Raw genomic sequence first — 17,158 nt, 5'->3', positions numbered from 1 at the left:
CATACTTGGCCGACACCCTGAACCGGCCCCGGGCACTAAGCTGGAAATCGATGAAACTCGTTGACCAGCTCCCTGCCCCGGCCGCACGTATTCCAACGGGCGCAGGCACTGACCCAGACGGGCTGTACACCGGCTTCCTCGAGTGGACGGAGAGCCGCGGGCTTGAGCTTTACGCGGCGCAGGACGAGGCCATCATGGAGCTGGCGTCCGGCGCCAACGTCATTCTGGCCACCCCCACCGGCTCAGGTAAATCGCTGGTGGCCATCGCGGCGCATTTCCAGGCCATGGCACGTGGAGACCGCAGCTACTACACGGCCCCCATCAAAGCTCTGGTCTCGGAGAAGTTCTTCGCGCTCTGCGAGATCTTCGGAGCCGAGAACGTTGGCATGATCACCGGGGATTCCGGGGTTAACCAGGACGCGCCCATCATCTGCTGTACCGCGGAGATCCTGGCCAACATCGCCCTGCGTGAGGGTTCGGCAGCTGTCCTGGGTTCGGTGGTGATGGATGAATTCCATTTCTACTCCGACCCACAGCGCGGGTGGGCATGGCAGGTACCGCTGCTGGAGCTGCCGCAGGCGCAGTTCCTGCTGATGTCGGCAACCCTCGGGGACGTCAGCAGGTTCGAGGCCGGCATCACCGAACTCACCGGCCGCCCGACGACGACCGTAAGTTCGGCTGAACGGCCCATCCCGCTGCACTACTACTACCACCAGACACCTGTCCACGAGACTCTGGAGGAGCTGCTTTCCACCAAGCAGGTTCCCGTATATGTGGTGCACTTCAGCCAGATCGAGGCCATTGACCGCGCCCAGACGCTGATGAGCATCAATGTGTGCACGCGGGAGGAGAAGGACAGGATCGCCGAGCTCATCGCCGGTTTCCGCTTCGCCGCCGGATTCGGCAAGACCCTCAACAGGCTGGTCCGGCACGGAATCGGCGTCCACCACGCAGGCATGCTGCCGAAGTACCGGCGTCTGGTGGAGCAGCTGGCCCAGGCCGGACTGTTGAAGGTCATCTGTGGTACCGACACCCTCGGCGTGGGGATCAATGTGCCCATCCGTACGGTGCTGCTCACCGCGCTGAGCAAGTACGACGGCGTGCGCACCCGCCTGCTGAATTCCCGTGAATTCCACCAGATCGCAGGCCGGGCCGGACGCGCGGGCTATGACACGGCCGGAACGGTAGTGGTGCAGGCACCGGAGCATGTGGTGGAGAATGTGAAGGCCGTGGCCAAGGCCACAGCAAAGTTCGGTGACGACCAGAAGAAGCTACGCCAGGTGGTCAGGAAAAAGCCGCCCGAGGGCTTCGTGTCCTGGGGCGAACCCACCTTTACCCGCCTGATGGAATCTGTCCCGGACCCGCTGACTTCAAGCTTCTCCGTGACCCACGCCATGCTGATGAACCTGATGGAACGCCCCGGTGATCCGTTCACCGCCGCGCGGCGCCTGCTGACCGAAAACCACGAACCCCGGTCTTCCCAGCTTCAGCTGATGAAAAAGGCACTGGGCATCTACCGGGAACTGCTTGCAGCAGAAGTGGTGGAGCGCATTCCCGCGGACCAGCAGGGAGATGACGGCCGCACGGTCCGCCTGACCGTGCATCTTCAGGCCAACTTTGCCTTGAATCAACCGCTCTCGCCGTTCGCGCTGGCGGCCTTGGAGCTTTTGGACCCGGAGTCGCCGTCGTACGGTCTTGACGTAGTGTCCGTGATCGAAGCTACGCTGGAGAAGCCGAGGCAGATTCTCTCTGCGCAGCAGAAGAAGGCCCGTGGCGAGGCCATTGCCGCGATGAAGGCCGATGGCATCGAGTACGACCAGCGGATGGCGATGCTTGAGGACGTGACGTACCCGCAGCCGCTGGCGGAAATACTCGGCGAAGCTTTCGAGGTCTACCGCAAGGCGGCGCCGTGGATCGGGGACTTTGAGCTCGCTCCCAAGTCCATTGTCCGCGATATGTATGAGCGCGCCATGAACTTCGGTGAGTTCGTCCAGTTTTACGGACTGGCCCGTTCCGAAGGCATTGTGCTGCGCTATCTGGCGGACGGCTTCAAAGCCCTCCGCCAGACGGTCCCCCAGGATGCCCTGCGCGAAGATCTTGAGGACCTCATTGCCTGGCTCGGCGAGCTGGTCCGCCAGGTGGACTCCAGCCTGCTGGATGAATGGGAGGAGCTGACATCCGGCGCCGCACCGACGCCGCACGATGCGCCGCCGCCGCTGCCGCCGTCGCTGACGTCCAACATCAGGGCGTTCCGTGTGATGGTCCGGAACGAGATGTTCCGGCGGGTGGAGCTTTTCGCTGACGAGAACGCCGCAGCGCTGGGCGAGCTCGACGGCGGTTCGGGCTGGGATGCTGATCGCTGGGAAGACATCCTGGACGGGTATTTCGACGAACACAATGACATCGGTACCGGACCGGATGCCCGGGGACCCGGGTTGCTGATGATCACTGAGGAGCCGGGTCTATGGAGGATCAGGCAGATCCTCGATGACCCGGCAAGGAACCATGACTGGGGAATCTCGGCCGAGGTGGATCTGGCCGCCTCTGATGAAAGCGGAACCGCAGTGGTCCGTGTGACCGACGTAGGACGGCTGTGAACATCGCTGGCAGCCGCCGCCCTAGTAAGCTCGGATGCATGAGTGTAATCCGCCCAGCCACCGTTGACGATGTCCCCGCGATCCTGCAGATGATCCATGAACTGGCCATCTACGAAAAGGAACCGGGCGCTGTCCGGAACACCCCGGAAATGCTGACGGATGCTCTGTTCGGCGAGAATCCCCGGGTATTTGCCCATATGGCAGAAAATGCGGCCGGTGCGGTTCAGGGGTTTGCCCTGTGGTTCCTCAACTACTCCACGTGGGAAGGTGCCCACGGGATCTACCTTGAAGATCTGTATGTCATGCCAGGTTCGCGCGGCGAGGGCCATGGCAAGGCGCTGCTGCATCATCTGGCGGCCATCGCCGTCGAACGCGGCTATGCACGAGTTGAGTGGAGTGTGCTGGACTGGAACGAACCCTCCATCAACTTCTACCGGAAACTCGGCGCACACCCTATGGAGGAATGGTCCACGTTTCGGTTGACCGGCTCCGCATTGGAGCTTTTCGGGAGCCGGCAGGACGCAGCAGTCCGTGGCTGAGACCACGGCCGCGGCTGCCTTGCATACCGTCAGCGCGCGGCACGAATTCCGTGGCATGCGCACAGCGGAACACTACTTTACGGTCCCGCTTGACCATTTTTCCCCCGAGGCGTCCGGCACGGGAGCCGAATCCATCGAAGTTTTTGCCCGTGAATATGTTTCCGCGGACCACAGCGAGGCCGAGGCGGCGCAACTCCCCTGGTTGGTGTACCTGCAGGGCGGACCCGGCGGACGCGGAAACCGGCTCGCGTCCCTGGGCGGCTGGAGCAAAGCCGCCGCAAAAGACTTCAGGATCCTGATGCTGGACCAGCGCGGCACCGGCCTGTCATCACCGATAGACCGCAACAGTCTTCCTTTACGTGGCAGCACCCGGGCGCAGGCCGAATACCTCACGCACTTCCGGGCGGATTCCATCGTTGCGGACGCAGAACTTATCAGGCATGCCCTGGGATCCGGGCCGTGGACCATCTATGGCCAGAGCTACGGCGGTTTTTGCGCCTTGAGCTATCTCTCATTTGCACCTGAGGGGCTGCGGGAGGTCCTGATCACCGGCGGCCTGGCCCCGCTGACGGGCACTGCCGACCACGTCTATCAGTCGACGTTCCGACGGGTGGCCGCACGCAACGCCGAATACTTCAGCTGGTATCCCGAGGACCGCCGCACCGTTGACAGGATCGCCAGCCACCTCCGGGATACTCCCGAGTTCCTGCCCGACGGCGAACGGCTAACGGTGGAGCGTTTCCAGATGGTGGGCGCCTTCCTTGGCGGCAACACACGTGTGGACGGGCTGCACTGCCTGTTGGAGGATGCCTTTGTGGAAACATCGGAGGGCAGCCGGCTCTCCGATTCGTTCCTGGAACAGCTACGTGCCCTCGTCTCGCGTGCCGCCAACCCGTTGTATGCCCTGATGCACGAATCCATCTACGGACAAGGTCAGGCCACAGAGTGGGCGGCCTGGCGCGTCCTGAAGGAATTCCCCGAGTTCCGGCCAGACGCGGCGCAGATTCTCCTCACCGGCGAGATGGTGTACCCGTGGTACTTCGAGCAGGATCCGGCCCTGCGGCCCCTGCGGGACGTAGCCGGGTTGCTGGCGGCGAAGGACGATTGGAATTCACTGTACGACCCCGCGCGGCTCGCCGCCAATACCGTTCCGGTTGCGGCCGCCATCTACAGCCAGGACATTTATGTTGACCGGGACCTCTCGCGGGAAACAGCGGCAGCTGTCCGGGGGCTGCAGGTCTGGGAGACAGCCAAGTTCCACCACGACGGCATTTCCGACGACGGCGAGGCGATCTTCGCGCGGCTGCTGGGAATGACCCGCTCAGTCCGGGGCTGACTGATGTGCCCGGCGTCGCGGTCTGAAGAGAAACGCGGTTGTGAGCACGGCGCCCGCGATCAAGGCCGCAACCAGGTTCAGGCCCTGATATCCGATCCAGCTCATCACCGGCCCCGAGAAACCTGCGCCGACGGCGCCGGCAGCACCCATCAGGGTGTCTGAGACGCCCTGGACCAGCACCCTGTCAGCGTCCGGAACGCTCTCGGCAAGCAGGGTGGAGCCGGCGATCGTGGCCGCGGACCAGCCCAGTCCCAGCAACACCAGTCCAATAGTCACCAGCACGGACTGCGAAGAACCGAGGCCGGCGCAGCAAACGGCGGTCAGCAGCACGGCATGCCCCAGCACGATGGTCCGGACTCTTCCCGCCCTGTCCGTCAGCCAGCCCATCACCGGTGACAAGGCATACATGCCGGCGATGTGCAGCGAAATAGTGAATCCGATCAGGACAAAGACCTCGGTGCTCGCAGTGTGTGCGTGCCCGCCCTCGTTGGCCGTGAGAGGTCCCTCCATCAGAAGCTGCAGGTGCAGGGGTGTCATTGACATCACGGCTGCCATCACAGCGTGGGCGCCCACGATGGCCAAGAGCGCAAGTACTGCCCGCGGCGCGGCGCGGACGGCTGAGAGTCCTTTGCGGAGGGGTTGCCGCCGTCGCGGTCCCGCCGTGACCGGCTGCACCGTGACCGGCTTTGCGGGGACCGGCTTTGTCGTGACGACACCGTGGCCAGTGAGAGCCAGGCCCCGCTCCTGTGGCGACGCGGCGTCCGGAGCCGCGGCAGCCGCTTCCAACCTCAGCCGCGAGGCCAGCTGCAACGGATCGGGCCGAAGCCCGACTATCAGCAGTACTGCTGCGAGTGCCAGTCCGGCGGCGGAGAACACGAAAGGTCCGGCGATGCCAGGCAGTCCCAGGGCCTCGCCCACTGCCGCACCAGGTTTGATCAGAGCTGCTGCGGGGATTTCGGACAGCGGAATTAGTGGATTCTTCTACGCTGCCAAGGCTGGCTGTTGATAACCATACTGGACTTCGTTGGGCCGCCGGTAACCGAGCGCGGAGTGACGGCGCCGGCTGTTGTAAAACCCCTCGATGTACCGGATGACGTCGCTCCGGGCTTGTGATTTAGTCGCGTAAACGGTCCGGTACACACGCTCGTTTTTCAGGGCTGAGAAGAACGATTCGGCCATGCTGTTGTCCCAGCACACGCCGGTGCGTCCCATCGAGGAGCGCATGCCCAGACCGGCCGCCGGGGCCCTGAAATCGGTCGAGGTGTAGACGCTGCCGCGATCGGAGTGCCAGATCGCGTCAGGCTCGATCCGGGTTGTAGCGGCGGCGTTCTTGAGCGCATCGGCGACGAGCCCGGTGCGCATGTGATCGGCGATGGACCAGCCGACGACTTTCTTCGAGTAGCAGTCAATCACGGTGGCGAGGTAGACGAATCCCTGCCAGGTGTGGATGTAGGTGATGTCGCCGACGAACTTCACCCCGGGACGGTCCGCGGTGAAGTCCCGCTTGACGAGGTCGGGCATGCCCGCGGCCGCCTCAGCATCAGCCTCGGTGGTGACGCGGAACGGACGTGGTTGACAGGCGACCAGGCCCTGGCAGCGCATGATCTGCCGCACCAACTCCGGAGAGCACCCGGTCTGTTCCGCGGCGAGATCGGCGTGGATGCGCCGGTACCCGTACGTGCCCTCGGACGCCTCGAAGTAATGCCGGATCCGCGCTGTCAGGGCCCGGCGGCGCCCCGAGGTGGCCGATTGCGGGCGGGTGGCCCAGTGATAGAAACCCGACGTCGAGACGGCCAGCCAGCGGCACATTCTCACCACCGAATTCAGATTGGCGGGCTCAGCTTTTTGGGAATCGATGAATTCATACTTGCTCACTACCGCTGCTCCCGCGCGAAGTAAGCGCTGGCTTTTTTCAAAAAGGCAGTCTCCGCCCGCAGCTCTTGAACTTCACGCTCGAGCTCCTTCAGCCGCGCCCGTTCCGACACCGTCAGATCCGCCTCCGTGCCGCCGTTGGCCTCGCGGTACTTGACCAGCCAGTTCCGGAGCGTCTCGGGGCCGACACCATACGCGGTGGCCACGTCCTTGATCGGCCTGGACGTGTTGATCACCTCGCGGCACAACTCGTCCTTGAACTCCTGGGTAAATCGCTTGCGTGATGCGGTCATGCTGATCTCTACTTTCGGTAGACCCCCATTTTAAGAGGGCCCGCTATCCGAAATCTCCGCGGCAGCTCAATCAGATTGGGGCCCGCCACGGCCCCCACAGTTACGGCCCAGACAACAATGGACAGGGAGCGACCTCTGCGTTCAGGTTCTGCCAGATCGACGGCGGCAAACCGCGCCTGAAGATTGGCGGCCGTGCCAAGGCCCAGCAGGGCGGCCCCTGCCAGCAGCACCGGAAACTGCCCGGTGACAGTAGCCAGGATCACCAGAACCGCACCGAGCATTGCTGCCAGCAGACCTGTCACCAGCCCGGTCCGGCGCCCTCTCAGTTCGGCCAGCCCTGCAAGCGGCATGGCTGCCACGGCGGCGGCCAGTGTCATGGTGGTGGTGACCGAACCGGCCCAGGCGTTGGACCCCGAAAGCTGGACGGCCAGCAGCGAGCCGACAGAAAGGCTGGCGCCACCTCCGACGCCACTGAGCAGCTGCGCGGAACCGAGCAGGAAAACCGTGCGGCGCTGGACCCTTTGCGGATCCAACGCCGTAACAGTAAGTGAAGTCACCATCCGAGCATAGCGGTTGTGAAACAGCAGGGTCCTCTGCGGGATCCGGCTAGTCGGCGTCGCTGAGACTCTTCCTCGCATCTTCCTCAAGGCGGGCATCGAGCTTTGACTTGGCCGCACCCGAACTCATCAGGCTGGCGATGACCGCAACCACAATGGTTCCGACAATGACGGCCAACGACACGTAGGTGGGGATCTCCGGGGCCCACTCGATGTGGTTCCCGCCGTTGATGAAAGGAAGCTCATTGACGTGCATGGCGTGGAGCACCAGCTTGACGCCGATGAACGCCAGAATGACGGACAGCGCGTGCTTCAGGTAAACCAACCGGTTCATCAGGCCGCCCAGCAGGAAGTAGAGCTGGCGCAATCCCATCAACGCAAAGATATTGGCCGTGAAGACGATGAACGCACTCTGGGTCAGCCCGAAGATGGCCGGGATGGAATCCACGGCGAAGAGCAGGTCCGTCATGCCGATGGTCACGAAGACGATCAGCATGGGGGTGAAGACCTTCTTGCCGTCGACCACGGAACGGAGCTTGCCGCCGTCGAACTTCTCGGACATGGGGATTACCTTGCGGAGCCTGGCGATGAGGGGGTTCTCTGTGTCTTCCTCGTCCTCGCCGTCATCCTGGGCCTGCTTCCAGGCGGTCCAGAGCAGGAACGCACCGAAGATGTAGAAAACCCAGCTGAACTGTTCGATCACAATGGCGCCCAGGAGGATGAAGATACCCCGCAGGATGAGCGCGATGATGATACCCACCATCAGCACTTCCTGCTGGTACTTCCGGGGCACGGAGAAGCGGGCCATGATGATGATGAAGACAAACAGGTTGTCGATGCTGAGGCTGTACTCCGTCACCCAGCCGGCAAGGAACTGTCCGCCGTACTCGTGGCCGGCAAAGAAGAACATGGCGCCGGCAAAGACCAGTGCGAGGGCGACGTAAAACCCAACCCAGAGCCCGGCTTCCTTCATGGACGGCTCGTGCGGGCGTCGCAGCACCAGAAGCAGGTCAAATGCGAGAATGATGCCGAGGACGACAAACGAGCCGACCTCAAACCAGACGGGAAGTGTGGGCACAAGAATACCTTTCGCAGGGTACGGAGAATCGGTGTAAGTCTCTCCGGCTGGCCTGGTGCACTTGGTGCTGAAATGGCAACCCGCTACGCCCGGCGAGGCAACTGTGCCTGGCGTGTTGACGATCGTAGCGCTTGGGATACTCCCCTACGTGTCGTTAACTTTACCCCACTCTTCGCCGTCCCCGGCCGACGGGTGCTACGCGTGGCCGGCGGCCTGCATCTGGCGGAGCTCCTTCTTCAGATCCCCGACCTCATCCCTGATCCTTGCGGCAATTTCGAACTGGAGCTCCGCGGCCGCAGCATGCATCTGCTCGGTCAATTGTTGTATCAGTCCAACGAGGTCTTCGGCCGGGGCCGCAGCAAGCCCATCTGCCCGTACTGTGGCTGCCCCCTTGGACCCGGATTTTCCACTCTTGGCGCCCTTGGCCAGACGGTTGTTGTTCAACAGCTCCTGGGTATCAGCATCCTCCCTGGCCAGCTGGTCCGTGATGTCGGCGATTTTCTTTCGCAAAGGCTGCGGATCCACACCGTTCTCGGTGTTGTAGGCAACCTGGATTTCACGCCGGCGGTTGGTTTCGTCAATGGCCTTCGCCATGGAATCCGTGATGCGGTCGGCGTACATATGGACCTGTCCGGACACATTCCTTGCGGCACGGCCGATGGTCTGGATCAGCGAGGTGGCCGAGCGCAGGAACCCCTCCTTGTCGGCATCGAGGATGCTCACGAGGGAAACCTCGGGCAGGTCCAGGCCTTCGCGAAGAAGGTTAATGCCCACGAGCACATCGAAACTTCCCATCCGGAGCTCCCGGAGCAGTTCCACACGGCGCAGGGTGTCCACATCAGAGTGCAGGTATTCGACCTTCACCCCATGGCCCAGAAGATAATCGGTCAGATCCTCAGCCATCCGCTTGGTCAGAGTGGTGACCAGGACGCGTTCGTTCTTGTCCACGCGGGTTCTGATTTCACCCAGGAGATCGTCGATCTGTCCCTTGGTGGGCTTTACCACCACTTCCGGATCGATCAGGCCGGTGGGCCTGATGATCTGCTGGACAAAACCGTCGGCCTTTCCGAGCTCGTACTTGCCCGGGGTGGCCGAAAGGTAGACTGTCTGGCCCACACGCTCCAGGAACTCGTCCCATTTGAGCGGCCGGTTGTCCATGGCGGAAGGCAGCCTGAAACCGTGATCCACCAGCGTGCGTTTCCGGGACATATCGCCCTCGTACATGGCGCCGATCTGCGGCACCGTGACGTGGGATTCGTCAATGACCAGGAGGAAATCATCAGGGAAGTAATCAATGAGGCAATGGGGTGCGGTGCCGCCGGCCCGTCCGTCAATGTGGCGTGAGTAGTTCTCGATGCCGTTACAGAATCCCATCTGCTGCATCATTTCAAGGTCGTAGGTGGTGCGCATCCGCAGGCGCTGGGCTTCCACGAGCTTGTTCTGGCTTTCAAGGACACTGAGCCGCCCGGCAAGTTCGTCCTCGATGGCCGTGATGGCCCGGGCCATCCGCTCGGGACCGGCTACATAGTGCGACGCCGGGAAGACATACATTTCCGTTTCATCGCGCAACACCTCGCCCGTCACCGGGTGAAGAGTGGAAATGTTCTCAATCTCATCCCCGAAGAACTCGATGCGGAGGGCCAGTTCCTCATACATGGGGATGATCTCCACGGTGTCACCGCGGACACGGAACGTGCCACGGTGGAAGTCCATGTCGTTGCGGGTGTATTGCATGGCAACGAACTTGCGGAGCAGATCGTCCCGGTTCATCTGGGCGCCCCGCCGCAGGGTCACCATGCCGGCGATGTATTCTTCCGGCGTTCCCAGCCCATAGATGCAGGAGACCGAAGCAACAACGATCACATCCCGGCGGGTCAGCAGTGCGTTGGTGGCTGAGTGCCGGAGCCGCTCAACTTCCTCATTGACGGAGGAGTCTTTCTCGATGAAAGTGTCCGTCTGCGGGACGTAGGCCTCAGGCTGGTAATAGTCGTAGTAGGAGACGAAGTATTCCACTGCGTTGTTGGGCAGCAGTTCACGGAATTCGTTGGCCAGCTGGGCGGCGAGAGTTTTGTTCTGCACCATCACCAGGGTGGGCCGCTGGACCTGTTCGATCAGCCAGGCCGTGGTGGCGCTCTTGCCGGTACCGGTGGCGCCGAGGAGCACCACGTCCTTTTCGCCGTTGTTGATCCGCTCCGTCAAATCCGCGATGGCGGCCGGCTGGTCACCCGCCGGCTTGAATTCGCTGATGACCTCGAATGGCGCGACGACACGGTTGATTTCCTGGGCAAGGCTCATGGATCTAATCTACCGCCGGCCACGGACAGTTACAGTCCTGATTGCGGCCGCTCTTCAGGAGTACGACGGCGGCGTCCACCCTGTACGCTGCGCCCACGCCTCCATGGCCGGGGCGGCAATGGCCGTGAACCAGTCTTCCTTCTCGGCTGCGTAGCCGGCCGTGGATGCCTCCGCAGCATGCAGGCCGGCTGCGCGACGCTTCTCTGCGAGGTACACCACCAGCGCTGCGGGATCGGCCCTGAGCCAGTCCCGGAAGCAGAGCGCGTACCGCCAGCCGGGCGAACCTGCCGCTCGGATATGCACGTTGACAGGACGCCCCGGATCAGAGTTGACATGGAAGCGTTTCCGCCACGGCTCCGGCCCGGGCCGGGACGGCTTCGGCGTGTCGGCCCGGATCTCCGGTACCTGAGGGAATCCTGCCGCGGCAAGCTCCGGCGCTATCCGGTCGGCAGTGTCCATGTCAGCGACGGTCAGCTGAAGATCAATAACATCCTTGGCATCCAGCCCTGCTACGGAAGTGGAGCCGATGTGGTCAACGGCCAGGATGTCTTCCGGAGCCGTCAGCAGAAGCCTTGCCCGGATTCTCTCCGCCTGGCCAACCCAGCCGGGGTCCGCCGGAACAAGTTCCGGGCCGCCGGACCTGGCCGCGCTGACCCGCTGACTGAGATTGTCCGCAAAGGGTTCCAGGCGTTTCTCCCACAGTTCATCCACCTGCCCCCGAAGCCATCCAATGCTGCCGGAGTTATCCAGCACCACATCGGCGGCAGCCAGCCGGTCCCGGCGGGTGGCCTGCGCCGCCATCCTGGACTCTGCCTCAGCGGCGGTCATCTTCCGGTGTTCCAGCATGCGCCGCAGACGCACGTCATCCGGCGCGTCAACCACCACGACAAGGTGGAAGACGGCGCCTTGGCCTGTCTCCACCAGCAGAGGAATGTCCTGGACGACGACGGCGTCCGGGCGGGCGGCGCCCATCAAGGCTGCGGCCCGCTCCCGCACCAGCGGATGGACGATGCCGTTCAACACGGCCAGCTGTCCGGGATTGTTAAAGACGACGGCGCCGAGTGCGTCCCGCCTCAGCCGTCCGGCCTGATCCAGCATGCCCTCACCGAAGGCATCCACAACGGCAGCCAACCCGGGAGTTCCCGGCTCCACCACCTCCCGGGCCAGCGCATCGGCATCAACAAGTACAGCGCCCAGTTCGCGCAACCTTGCCGAAACCACTGACTTCCCTGAGGCGATGCCGCCCGTCAATCCGATTTTCAGCACTCCACCACACTAAACTGAAGCGGTGGCAGAAGTTGAAGTTTCGCCGGCGAGCAGGGCCACTGCCTACACTTCGCTCGCCGCCGGAGCGGACTTTGTCCATGAGATCGAGATCCGGCGGTCCAGATTCATCACTGTTCTGCGAGGTACGCAGGACGAGGACTCCGCCCGCTCCCTGATTTCCGGCCTTCGCCGCGAGTTCCACGACGCCCGCCATCACTGCTCCGCCTTCGTGCTGGGCCCGGACCGGGATATTCAGCGTTCCAATGACGATGGCGAACCGTCCGGCACCGCGGGCATCCCCATGCTGGAGGCGCTCATCAGGCGCGAAACAGCGGCAGGCGTGAGAGACCTCAGCGACGTGAGCGCCGTGGTCGTGCGCTATTTCGGCGGGATCCTGCTCGGCGCGGGCGGACTGGTCCGCGCATATTCCGAGTCCGTGTCTGCTGCCTTGGACCTGGCACCTCTGGTGAGCCGCCGGAGGCTGCGGCTCTGCGCTGTCGAAGTGGACCACACCGCCGCGGGGCGGCTGGAGAACGATCTCCGTTCAGCCGGTTACGTGATGGCGGAAACCAGCTACGGAGCCCGCCAGACAATCCTGCGGCTGGCGCTGCCGGATGATGAACCCGGGATTGCCGGCGCCACAGCGCATCTCGCTGCCATGACGTCGGGAAATATTGGACTCCGGCCCGAGGGGACGGAGTGGGTCGATGTCCCCCTTGCCTGAGGCTGGACGGCTGCCGGGCACGCTGGAACCGCGGGTCCGGCTAGTCGACGTTGACCCGGAAGTACTGGAGCAATTGCTGGCCCTGGCGCTCCGGGACGCGGAGCCGGACGAGGTCACTCCTCCGCTGGGCTCGGCGGAAGGCTGGAATGCCGCCCGCCTGGCCTGGTTCGGCGCGTATCACCGGGCCGCAGCCGCTGGATTGGACGGTCCGGCGCGGGAGAAGAGCTGGGCGGTACTTGTGGCCGGCGGGGTGGCCGGTTCAGTCCGCCTCAAACGGGCGGGGCCGGACACCGCCGAGACCGGCATCTGGCTGGGCCGGGGTTTTAGGGGCCGCGGCATCGGCTCAGCGGCCATCCCGCTGGCCCTTACCGAAGCCAGGACTGCCGGCCTCCTCCGGGTGGTGGCCAACACAACCCAGCGGAACAGAGGTGCGCAGCGGATTCTCGCCGCGTGCGGCGCGAGGTTGACGTTCGACGGCGATGCGGTCGCCGCCGTCGTCGTCCTTGATCCCGTGGACAAATCCGGTGCCGCCCCGGAGGCTGAGCATGTCCCCCGCGCCGGCGGTTAATGCAGAAACGGGCCCCTGCGAATCGCAGGGGCCCGTTTCTGTCAGCTAAAAAGCCGGTGGCAATTAGTTGCCGGTCAGCTTCTCACGCAGTGCTGCAAGAGCCTCATCCGAGGCGAGGGTTCCACCACCGGTGTTGGACTCAGCGGCAGCCGGCTCCGAAGAGTAGCTGGTGGTGCCTGAATCGCTCTCACCGGACGTTGCAGCTGCAAGGTCATCGGCAGCGTGCTGGGCAACCTGCTTCTTGTGTGCTTCCCAGCGGGTCTGGGCGTCAGCGTACTGCTGCTCCCAGACGGCGCGCTGGTTCTCGTAGCCTTCAAGCCACTCGTTGGACTCCGGATCGAAGCCCTCCGGGTACTTGTAGTTGCCCTCTTCGTCGTACTCAGCGGCCATGCCGTAGAGTGCCGGATCGAATTCGGTGCTGTCGGCGTCAACGCCCTCATTGGCCTGCTTGAGGGAGAGGGAGATACGGCGGCGCTCGAGGTCGATGTCGATGACCTTGACGAAGAGCTCGTCACCAACGGAGACAACCTGCTCAGCCAGCTCAACGTGGCGGACTGCGAGCTCGGAGATGTGAACCAGGCCTTCGATGCCGTCTTCAACGCGGACGAATGCGCCGAACGGAACCAGCTTGGTGACCTTACCCGGAACAACCTGGCCGAGGGCGTGGGTGCGGGCGAAGGTCTGCCACGGATCTTCCTGCGTAGCCTTGAGCGAGAGTGAAACACGCTCGCGGTCCAGGTCCACTTCGAGAACCTCGACAGTGACTTCCTGGCCGACTTCGACAACCTCGGACGGGTGGTCGATGTGCTTCCAGGACAGCTCGGAAACGTGAACCAGGCCGTCTACGCCGCCCAGGTCCACGAAGGCACCGAAGTTGACGATGGAGGAAACGACGCCGGGACGGACCTGACCCTTTTCCAGCTTGTTGAGGAACGTGGAGCGGACCTCGGACTGGGTCTGCTCGAGCCATGCACGGCGGGACAGAACAACGTTGTTGCGGTTCTTGTCCAGCTCGATGATCTTGGCTTCGATCTGCTGACCGATGTACGGAGCCAGGTCGCGCACACGGCGCATTTCGACGAGGGATGCGGGCAGGAAGCCGCGCAGACCGATGTCGAGGATAAGACCACCCTTGACGACCTCGATGACGGTACCGGTAACGACACCGTCTTCTTCCTTGACCTTCTCGATGTCGCCCCAGGCACGCTCGTACTGAGCACGCTTCTTGGAGAGGATCAGGCGGCCTTCTTTGTCTTCCTTGGTGAGCACCAGGGCTTCGACGAGATCGCCGACGGAGACAACGTCTCCGGGATCAACGTCGTGCTTGATGGACAGCTCGCGGGAGGGGATGACACCTTCGGTCTTGTAACCGATGTCGAGCAGAACTTCGTCGCGGTCAACCTTGACGACGGTACCTTCGACGAGATCTCCGTCGTTGAAGTACTTGATGGTGGCGTCGACTGCTGCGAGGAAGTCCTCAGCGGTACCGATGTCGTTAATCGCGACGACGGGGGTACCGGGCTTCTCGGTGGAGGTGATGGTCATGTAGTAGGGGCTCCGTTGTGGATAGTAAGTCGGTCAGGCAACCGCCGGGCCCTGGAAAGCGGGCCTGGAACACGGCAAAGCGCCGGGTCATCCTGATTTGTGGATTTTTGTGGATTTTTGGGGATTGTAGATGCGCGCACGTAGTACACGCCCGTTTATTCTAGTCGTTCCGGCCAACGCCGGTCAAAGCGAAGGGACCTCAAAGCGGCAGGACACTCCCCAGCTTGGCAAACGTAATTCCCTGGCCCAGGAGTCGGGGCAGGACCTGCGCATATCCGGCGGCCGTGCCGCTGCCCGGTTTGTTGAAGTGGGAAATGACGATGTCACCGGGCACAACCCTGCCGACCTCGGCAGCGACTGTGGCCGCGGGGAATGTTGCCCCGGCGTCGCCGTTCACCGTGAAATTCACGGGCAATAAACCAACCCGGCGGGTGATCGCGGCGGCAACTTCATCATAAAAAGCCGTCCCGGGCCGGAAAAAACGCGCCGGGCCCCCCGTCATGCCCTGCAGGACGCTCTGGTTTCCCATGAGTTCGTCGTAGACCTGGCCCACGTCCGCAGTACCTGCGATGCCATACGCTGATCTGCCGTTCACGGACAGCGGCCGATGCAGAAAGCCATGATTTGCCAACTCGAACAGCGGGTCGCTTCCCAGTTCCCTGGTAAGCGCTTGGTTGGCCTCGATCCAGCGTTGGTTGACGAATAACGTGGCAGGAATGTTGAGGGCGCGTAACGTGCCCAGCAACTTCTGGTCACAGCCGCTGCCGCCGGAACCGCCGCAGGCATCGAAAGTCAGGGCAACCTGTTTCGCTGCCGAGCCGTTGACAACCCCGCTGACATGCAGCCCCCACTGCTGAGGCCGCCTGCCCGAGAACTCGGACACAATCTGCTCTTTTGACGGCGGGGCGGGCCGGGCGGGCTCCGCCGTCGGCGTTCCAGCCGCGCTGGCGACGGATGGAGCCGGTGTGGCCACGTCCGCAGGCAGCGGCGGGGCCGGCGGCGGTGTTGCCGGCGTTGATCCCGGCGGTGGCACGTCCTGTGCCGGGCCGCCACATCCCGAAAGAGCAGCCGCTGCGAGTGCGGCCATGCCAAGCAAAAGCGAGCGGCGGCCGGTCAGTACCGGTCCGTTGATTTCCCCCATGAATACCCCTCGTTAAGGCAGTGAACACCCTAGAAGTGGGTCAGGCAATGGGTGCTGCGCTCCACCGGAAACATTCCCCGTGCCTTGAGCGCCGAGCCCTGCTTGTCCTCGTTTATCCGCCCTGCTGCTGCCAGCGTAACCGGGCAGACGGCACCCAGATAAATTGATGACAATGCGGAAACGTCCAGTGTGAGTTCCGCCATGGACGAGGGAGCCGCCACAACGGTGGCCGCACCGCCGCTGACTTCCAGGGCGAACGTTCCGGCGGCCAGACCCAAGGAGTCCCGGACGTCCAGCACCAGCCGGCCGTCCGCCGCATACTGCCTGGCCGCCAGCGCCTTCCCAACATCCAGAATTCGAAGCCAGAGCATGTCCCGCCCGTCTGAGGACTCGATGCAGCGGGGGTCCTCGAGCGCCCAGGCCAGGGGGTCGTCCAGGGGTGCCTCATCCCAGCTGACGCGCTCCACAAGATCGATGGAGCCGAGGAATTGCCACAATTCCAGGTACGCCGCTCCTGTGGCCGCCACCAGGTCCACCACCTCCATGGTGTACGGCTTTGTTTCCCAGCCAAGGAATTTGTAGGAAACGTAGCCATCCACGTCGCCGCGGGGCCCGTAATGGAGGGCAACCTTGATGGCGTCGTCTTGCTTCCCGTCCCTGCCAAGCTCCCCTGATGCAAGGTAACGGTAGACTTCCTGGCGGTCTATGGATCCGGGTGTGAGCCGCTGGACCTTCGCGAAAACCTCCGGTGCCACATCCATCAACACTTTCCGGTCTGCGACCTCCACGGTCCCCACGGGATCATGGCGGAGCCTGAAGCGGGCTGAGGTGTCAACCTTGACGGAGCGTTCAAAACTCGCAACCCCATAGCCGAACCGTCCGTAGATGGACCCTTCCGACGCCGTCAAAGCGGCCATCGCAAGTCCGTCGTTGCGGGCCAGCAACAGATCCTCGGTCATCATCCGCCGGAGAAGGCCACGGCGCCGGTGGGAAGTCCGGACGGTCACGGCGGTGACCAGCTGTGTTTCCAGCTGCCTGCCGAAGCCGATGTTCAGGTTCTTACGCAGCGTGGCGAATGTTGCCACCGGCACGTCAGCCGGCAGAGCGTGGGTGGCCACGTCTCCGGACTGATATGCCCCGGTCAGGACACGCCGGTCAGCACGGTACATGTCGAGGATTCTTTCAATGTGTTCGGGACCCCGTGTCGACTCGTGGAAGCCGAACCTCACTGCACCCACCCACGTTTCGGCTTCGGCGTAACCCGGTTCCCCCTTTGGCACAGCCTGGAACCGCCGGATGTCATAGTCACCATTCAGATCAGCCACGTCCCGAGCCTAGCCAACGGTG

The 17,158-nt window shown here is 63.3% G+C and carries 13 protein-coding genes and 1 pseudogene; 5 read left to right on the top strand and 9 right to left on the bottom strand.

The genetic code is table 11. From position 1 onward, the window contains the following. The first annotated feature begins 50 nt into the window (after positions 1–50). From ACQCST_RS10480 to ACQCST_RS10470, 3 genes are read left to right on the top strand one after another with little or no spacing between them, the layout of a single operon-like run. A complete protein-coding gene (locus tag ACQCST_RS10480; RefSeq protein WP_426995727.1) occupies positions 51–2,597 on the top strand; it encodes a DEAD/DEAH box helicase in 2,547 nt (848 codons plus the stop codon). Positions 2,598–2,635: 38 nt separating this feature from the next. Then, entirely contained in the window at positions 2,636–3,136 is a 501-nt protein-coding gene (locus ACQCST_RS10475; protein WP_426995726.1) for an N-acetyltransferase family protein, read from the top strand. 55 nt (positions 3,137–3,191) lie between these two features. Further along, a complete protein-coding gene (locus tag ACQCST_RS10470; RefSeq protein ID WP_426999149.1) occupies positions 3,192–4,472 on the top strand; it encodes an alpha/beta fold hydrolase in 1,281 nt (426 codons plus the stop codon). On the opposite strand, the gene ACQCST_RS10465 is transcribed toward ACQCST_RS10470, so the two are convergent. From ACQCST_RS10465 to coaE, 6 genes and pseudogenes are all read right to left on the bottom strand, one after another. Further along, positions 4,458–5,390, bottom strand: coding sequence for an MFS transporter (locus ACQCST_RS10465; protein ID WP_426995725.1), 933 nt, complete (start codon positions 5,388–5,390; stop codon positions 4,458–4,460). The two genes, ACQCST_RS10470 and ACQCST_RS10465, sit on opposite strands and share 15 nt — an antisense overlap. Positions 5,391–5,453: 63 nt before the next feature. Beyond that, a protein-coding gene (locus ACQCST_RS10460; RefSeq protein WP_426995724.1) for an IS3 family transposase occupies positions 5,454–6,637 on the bottom strand; the annotation gives its coding sequence in 2 pieces (ribosomal slippage) (positions 5,454–6,376 and positions 6,376–6,637; 1,185 coding nt in all). 65 nt (positions 6,638–6,702) lie between these two features. Beyond that, a pseudogene (locus ACQCST_RS10455) lies at positions 6,703–7,197 on the bottom strand (MFS transporter); the annotation flags it as partial. Between the two features lie 46 nt (positions 7,198–7,243). Beyond that, positions 7,244–8,272: a TerC family protein gene (locus tag ACQCST_RS10450; protein WP_426995723.1), complete on the bottom strand. Its 1,029-nt coding sequence runs from the start codon at positions 8,270–8,272 to the stop codon at positions 7,244–7,246. Between the two features lie 195 nt (positions 8,273–8,467). Then, positions 8,468–10,567, bottom strand: coding sequence for an excinuclease ABC subunit UvrB (gene uvrB / locus ACQCST_RS10445; RefSeq protein ID WP_426995722.1), 2,100 nt, complete (start codon positions 10,565–10,567; stop codon positions 8,468–8,470). Between the two features lie 54 nt (positions 10,568–10,621). Further along, the gene (coaE, locus tag ACQCST_RS10440; protein ID WP_426995721.1) at positions 10,622–11,833 is read right to left on the bottom strand and encodes a dephospho-CoA kinase; all 1,212 of its coding nucleotides are present in this window, start codon (positions 11,831–11,833) and stop codon (positions 10,622–10,624) included. A gap of 22 nt (positions 11,834–11,855) precedes the next feature. Here coaE and ACQCST_RS10435 point away from each other — a divergent pair, with 22 nt between their 5' ends. Then, positions 11,856–12,557: an IMPACT family protein gene (locus tag ACQCST_RS10435; RefSeq protein WP_426995720.1), complete on the top strand. Its 702-nt coding sequence runs from the start codon at positions 11,856–11,858 to the stop codon at positions 12,555–12,557. Beyond that, positions 12,541–13,125, top strand: coding sequence for a GNAT family N-acetyltransferase (locus tag ACQCST_RS10430; protein WP_426995719.1), 585 nt, complete (start codon positions 12,541–12,543; stop codon positions 13,123–13,125). The genes ACQCST_RS10435 and ACQCST_RS10430 overlap by 17 nt, the downstream gene beginning before the upstream one ends. A gap of 63 nt (positions 13,126–13,188) precedes the next feature. Here the strand turns inward: ACQCST_RS10430 and rpsA are convergent, their stop codons facing one another. The 3 genes from rpsA to ACQCST_RS10415 form a co-directional block, all read right to left on the bottom strand. Next, a complete protein-coding gene (gene rpsA, locus ACQCST_RS10425) occupies positions 13,189–14,670 on the bottom strand; it encodes a 30S ribosomal protein S1 (protein WP_426995718.1) in 1,482 nt (493 codons plus the stop codon). A gap of 199 nt (positions 14,671–14,869) precedes the next feature. Beyond that, entirely contained in the window at positions 14,870–15,811 is a 942-nt protein-coding gene (locus ACQCST_RS10420) for a polysaccharide deacetylase family protein (protein ID WP_426995717.1), read from the bottom strand. A gap of 29 nt (positions 15,812–15,840) precedes the next feature. Then, positions 15,841–17,127 (bottom strand): GNAT family N-acetyltransferase, encoded by a 1,287-nt coding sequence (locus ACQCST_RS10415; RefSeq protein WP_426999148.1) that lies wholly within the window; start codon positions 17,125–17,127, stop codon positions 15,841–15,843. Between the last annotated feature and the right edge of the window lie 31 nt (positions 17,128–17,158).

This window comes from Pseudarthrobacter sp. N5 (assembly GCF_050157035.1).
Classification (GTDB): Bacteria; Actinomycetota; Actinomycetes; order Actinomycetales; family Micrococcaceae; genus Arthrobacter.
Note: the sequence above shows the minus strand (reverse complement) of the source record. Positions and strands in the feature narration are given on the sequence as shown.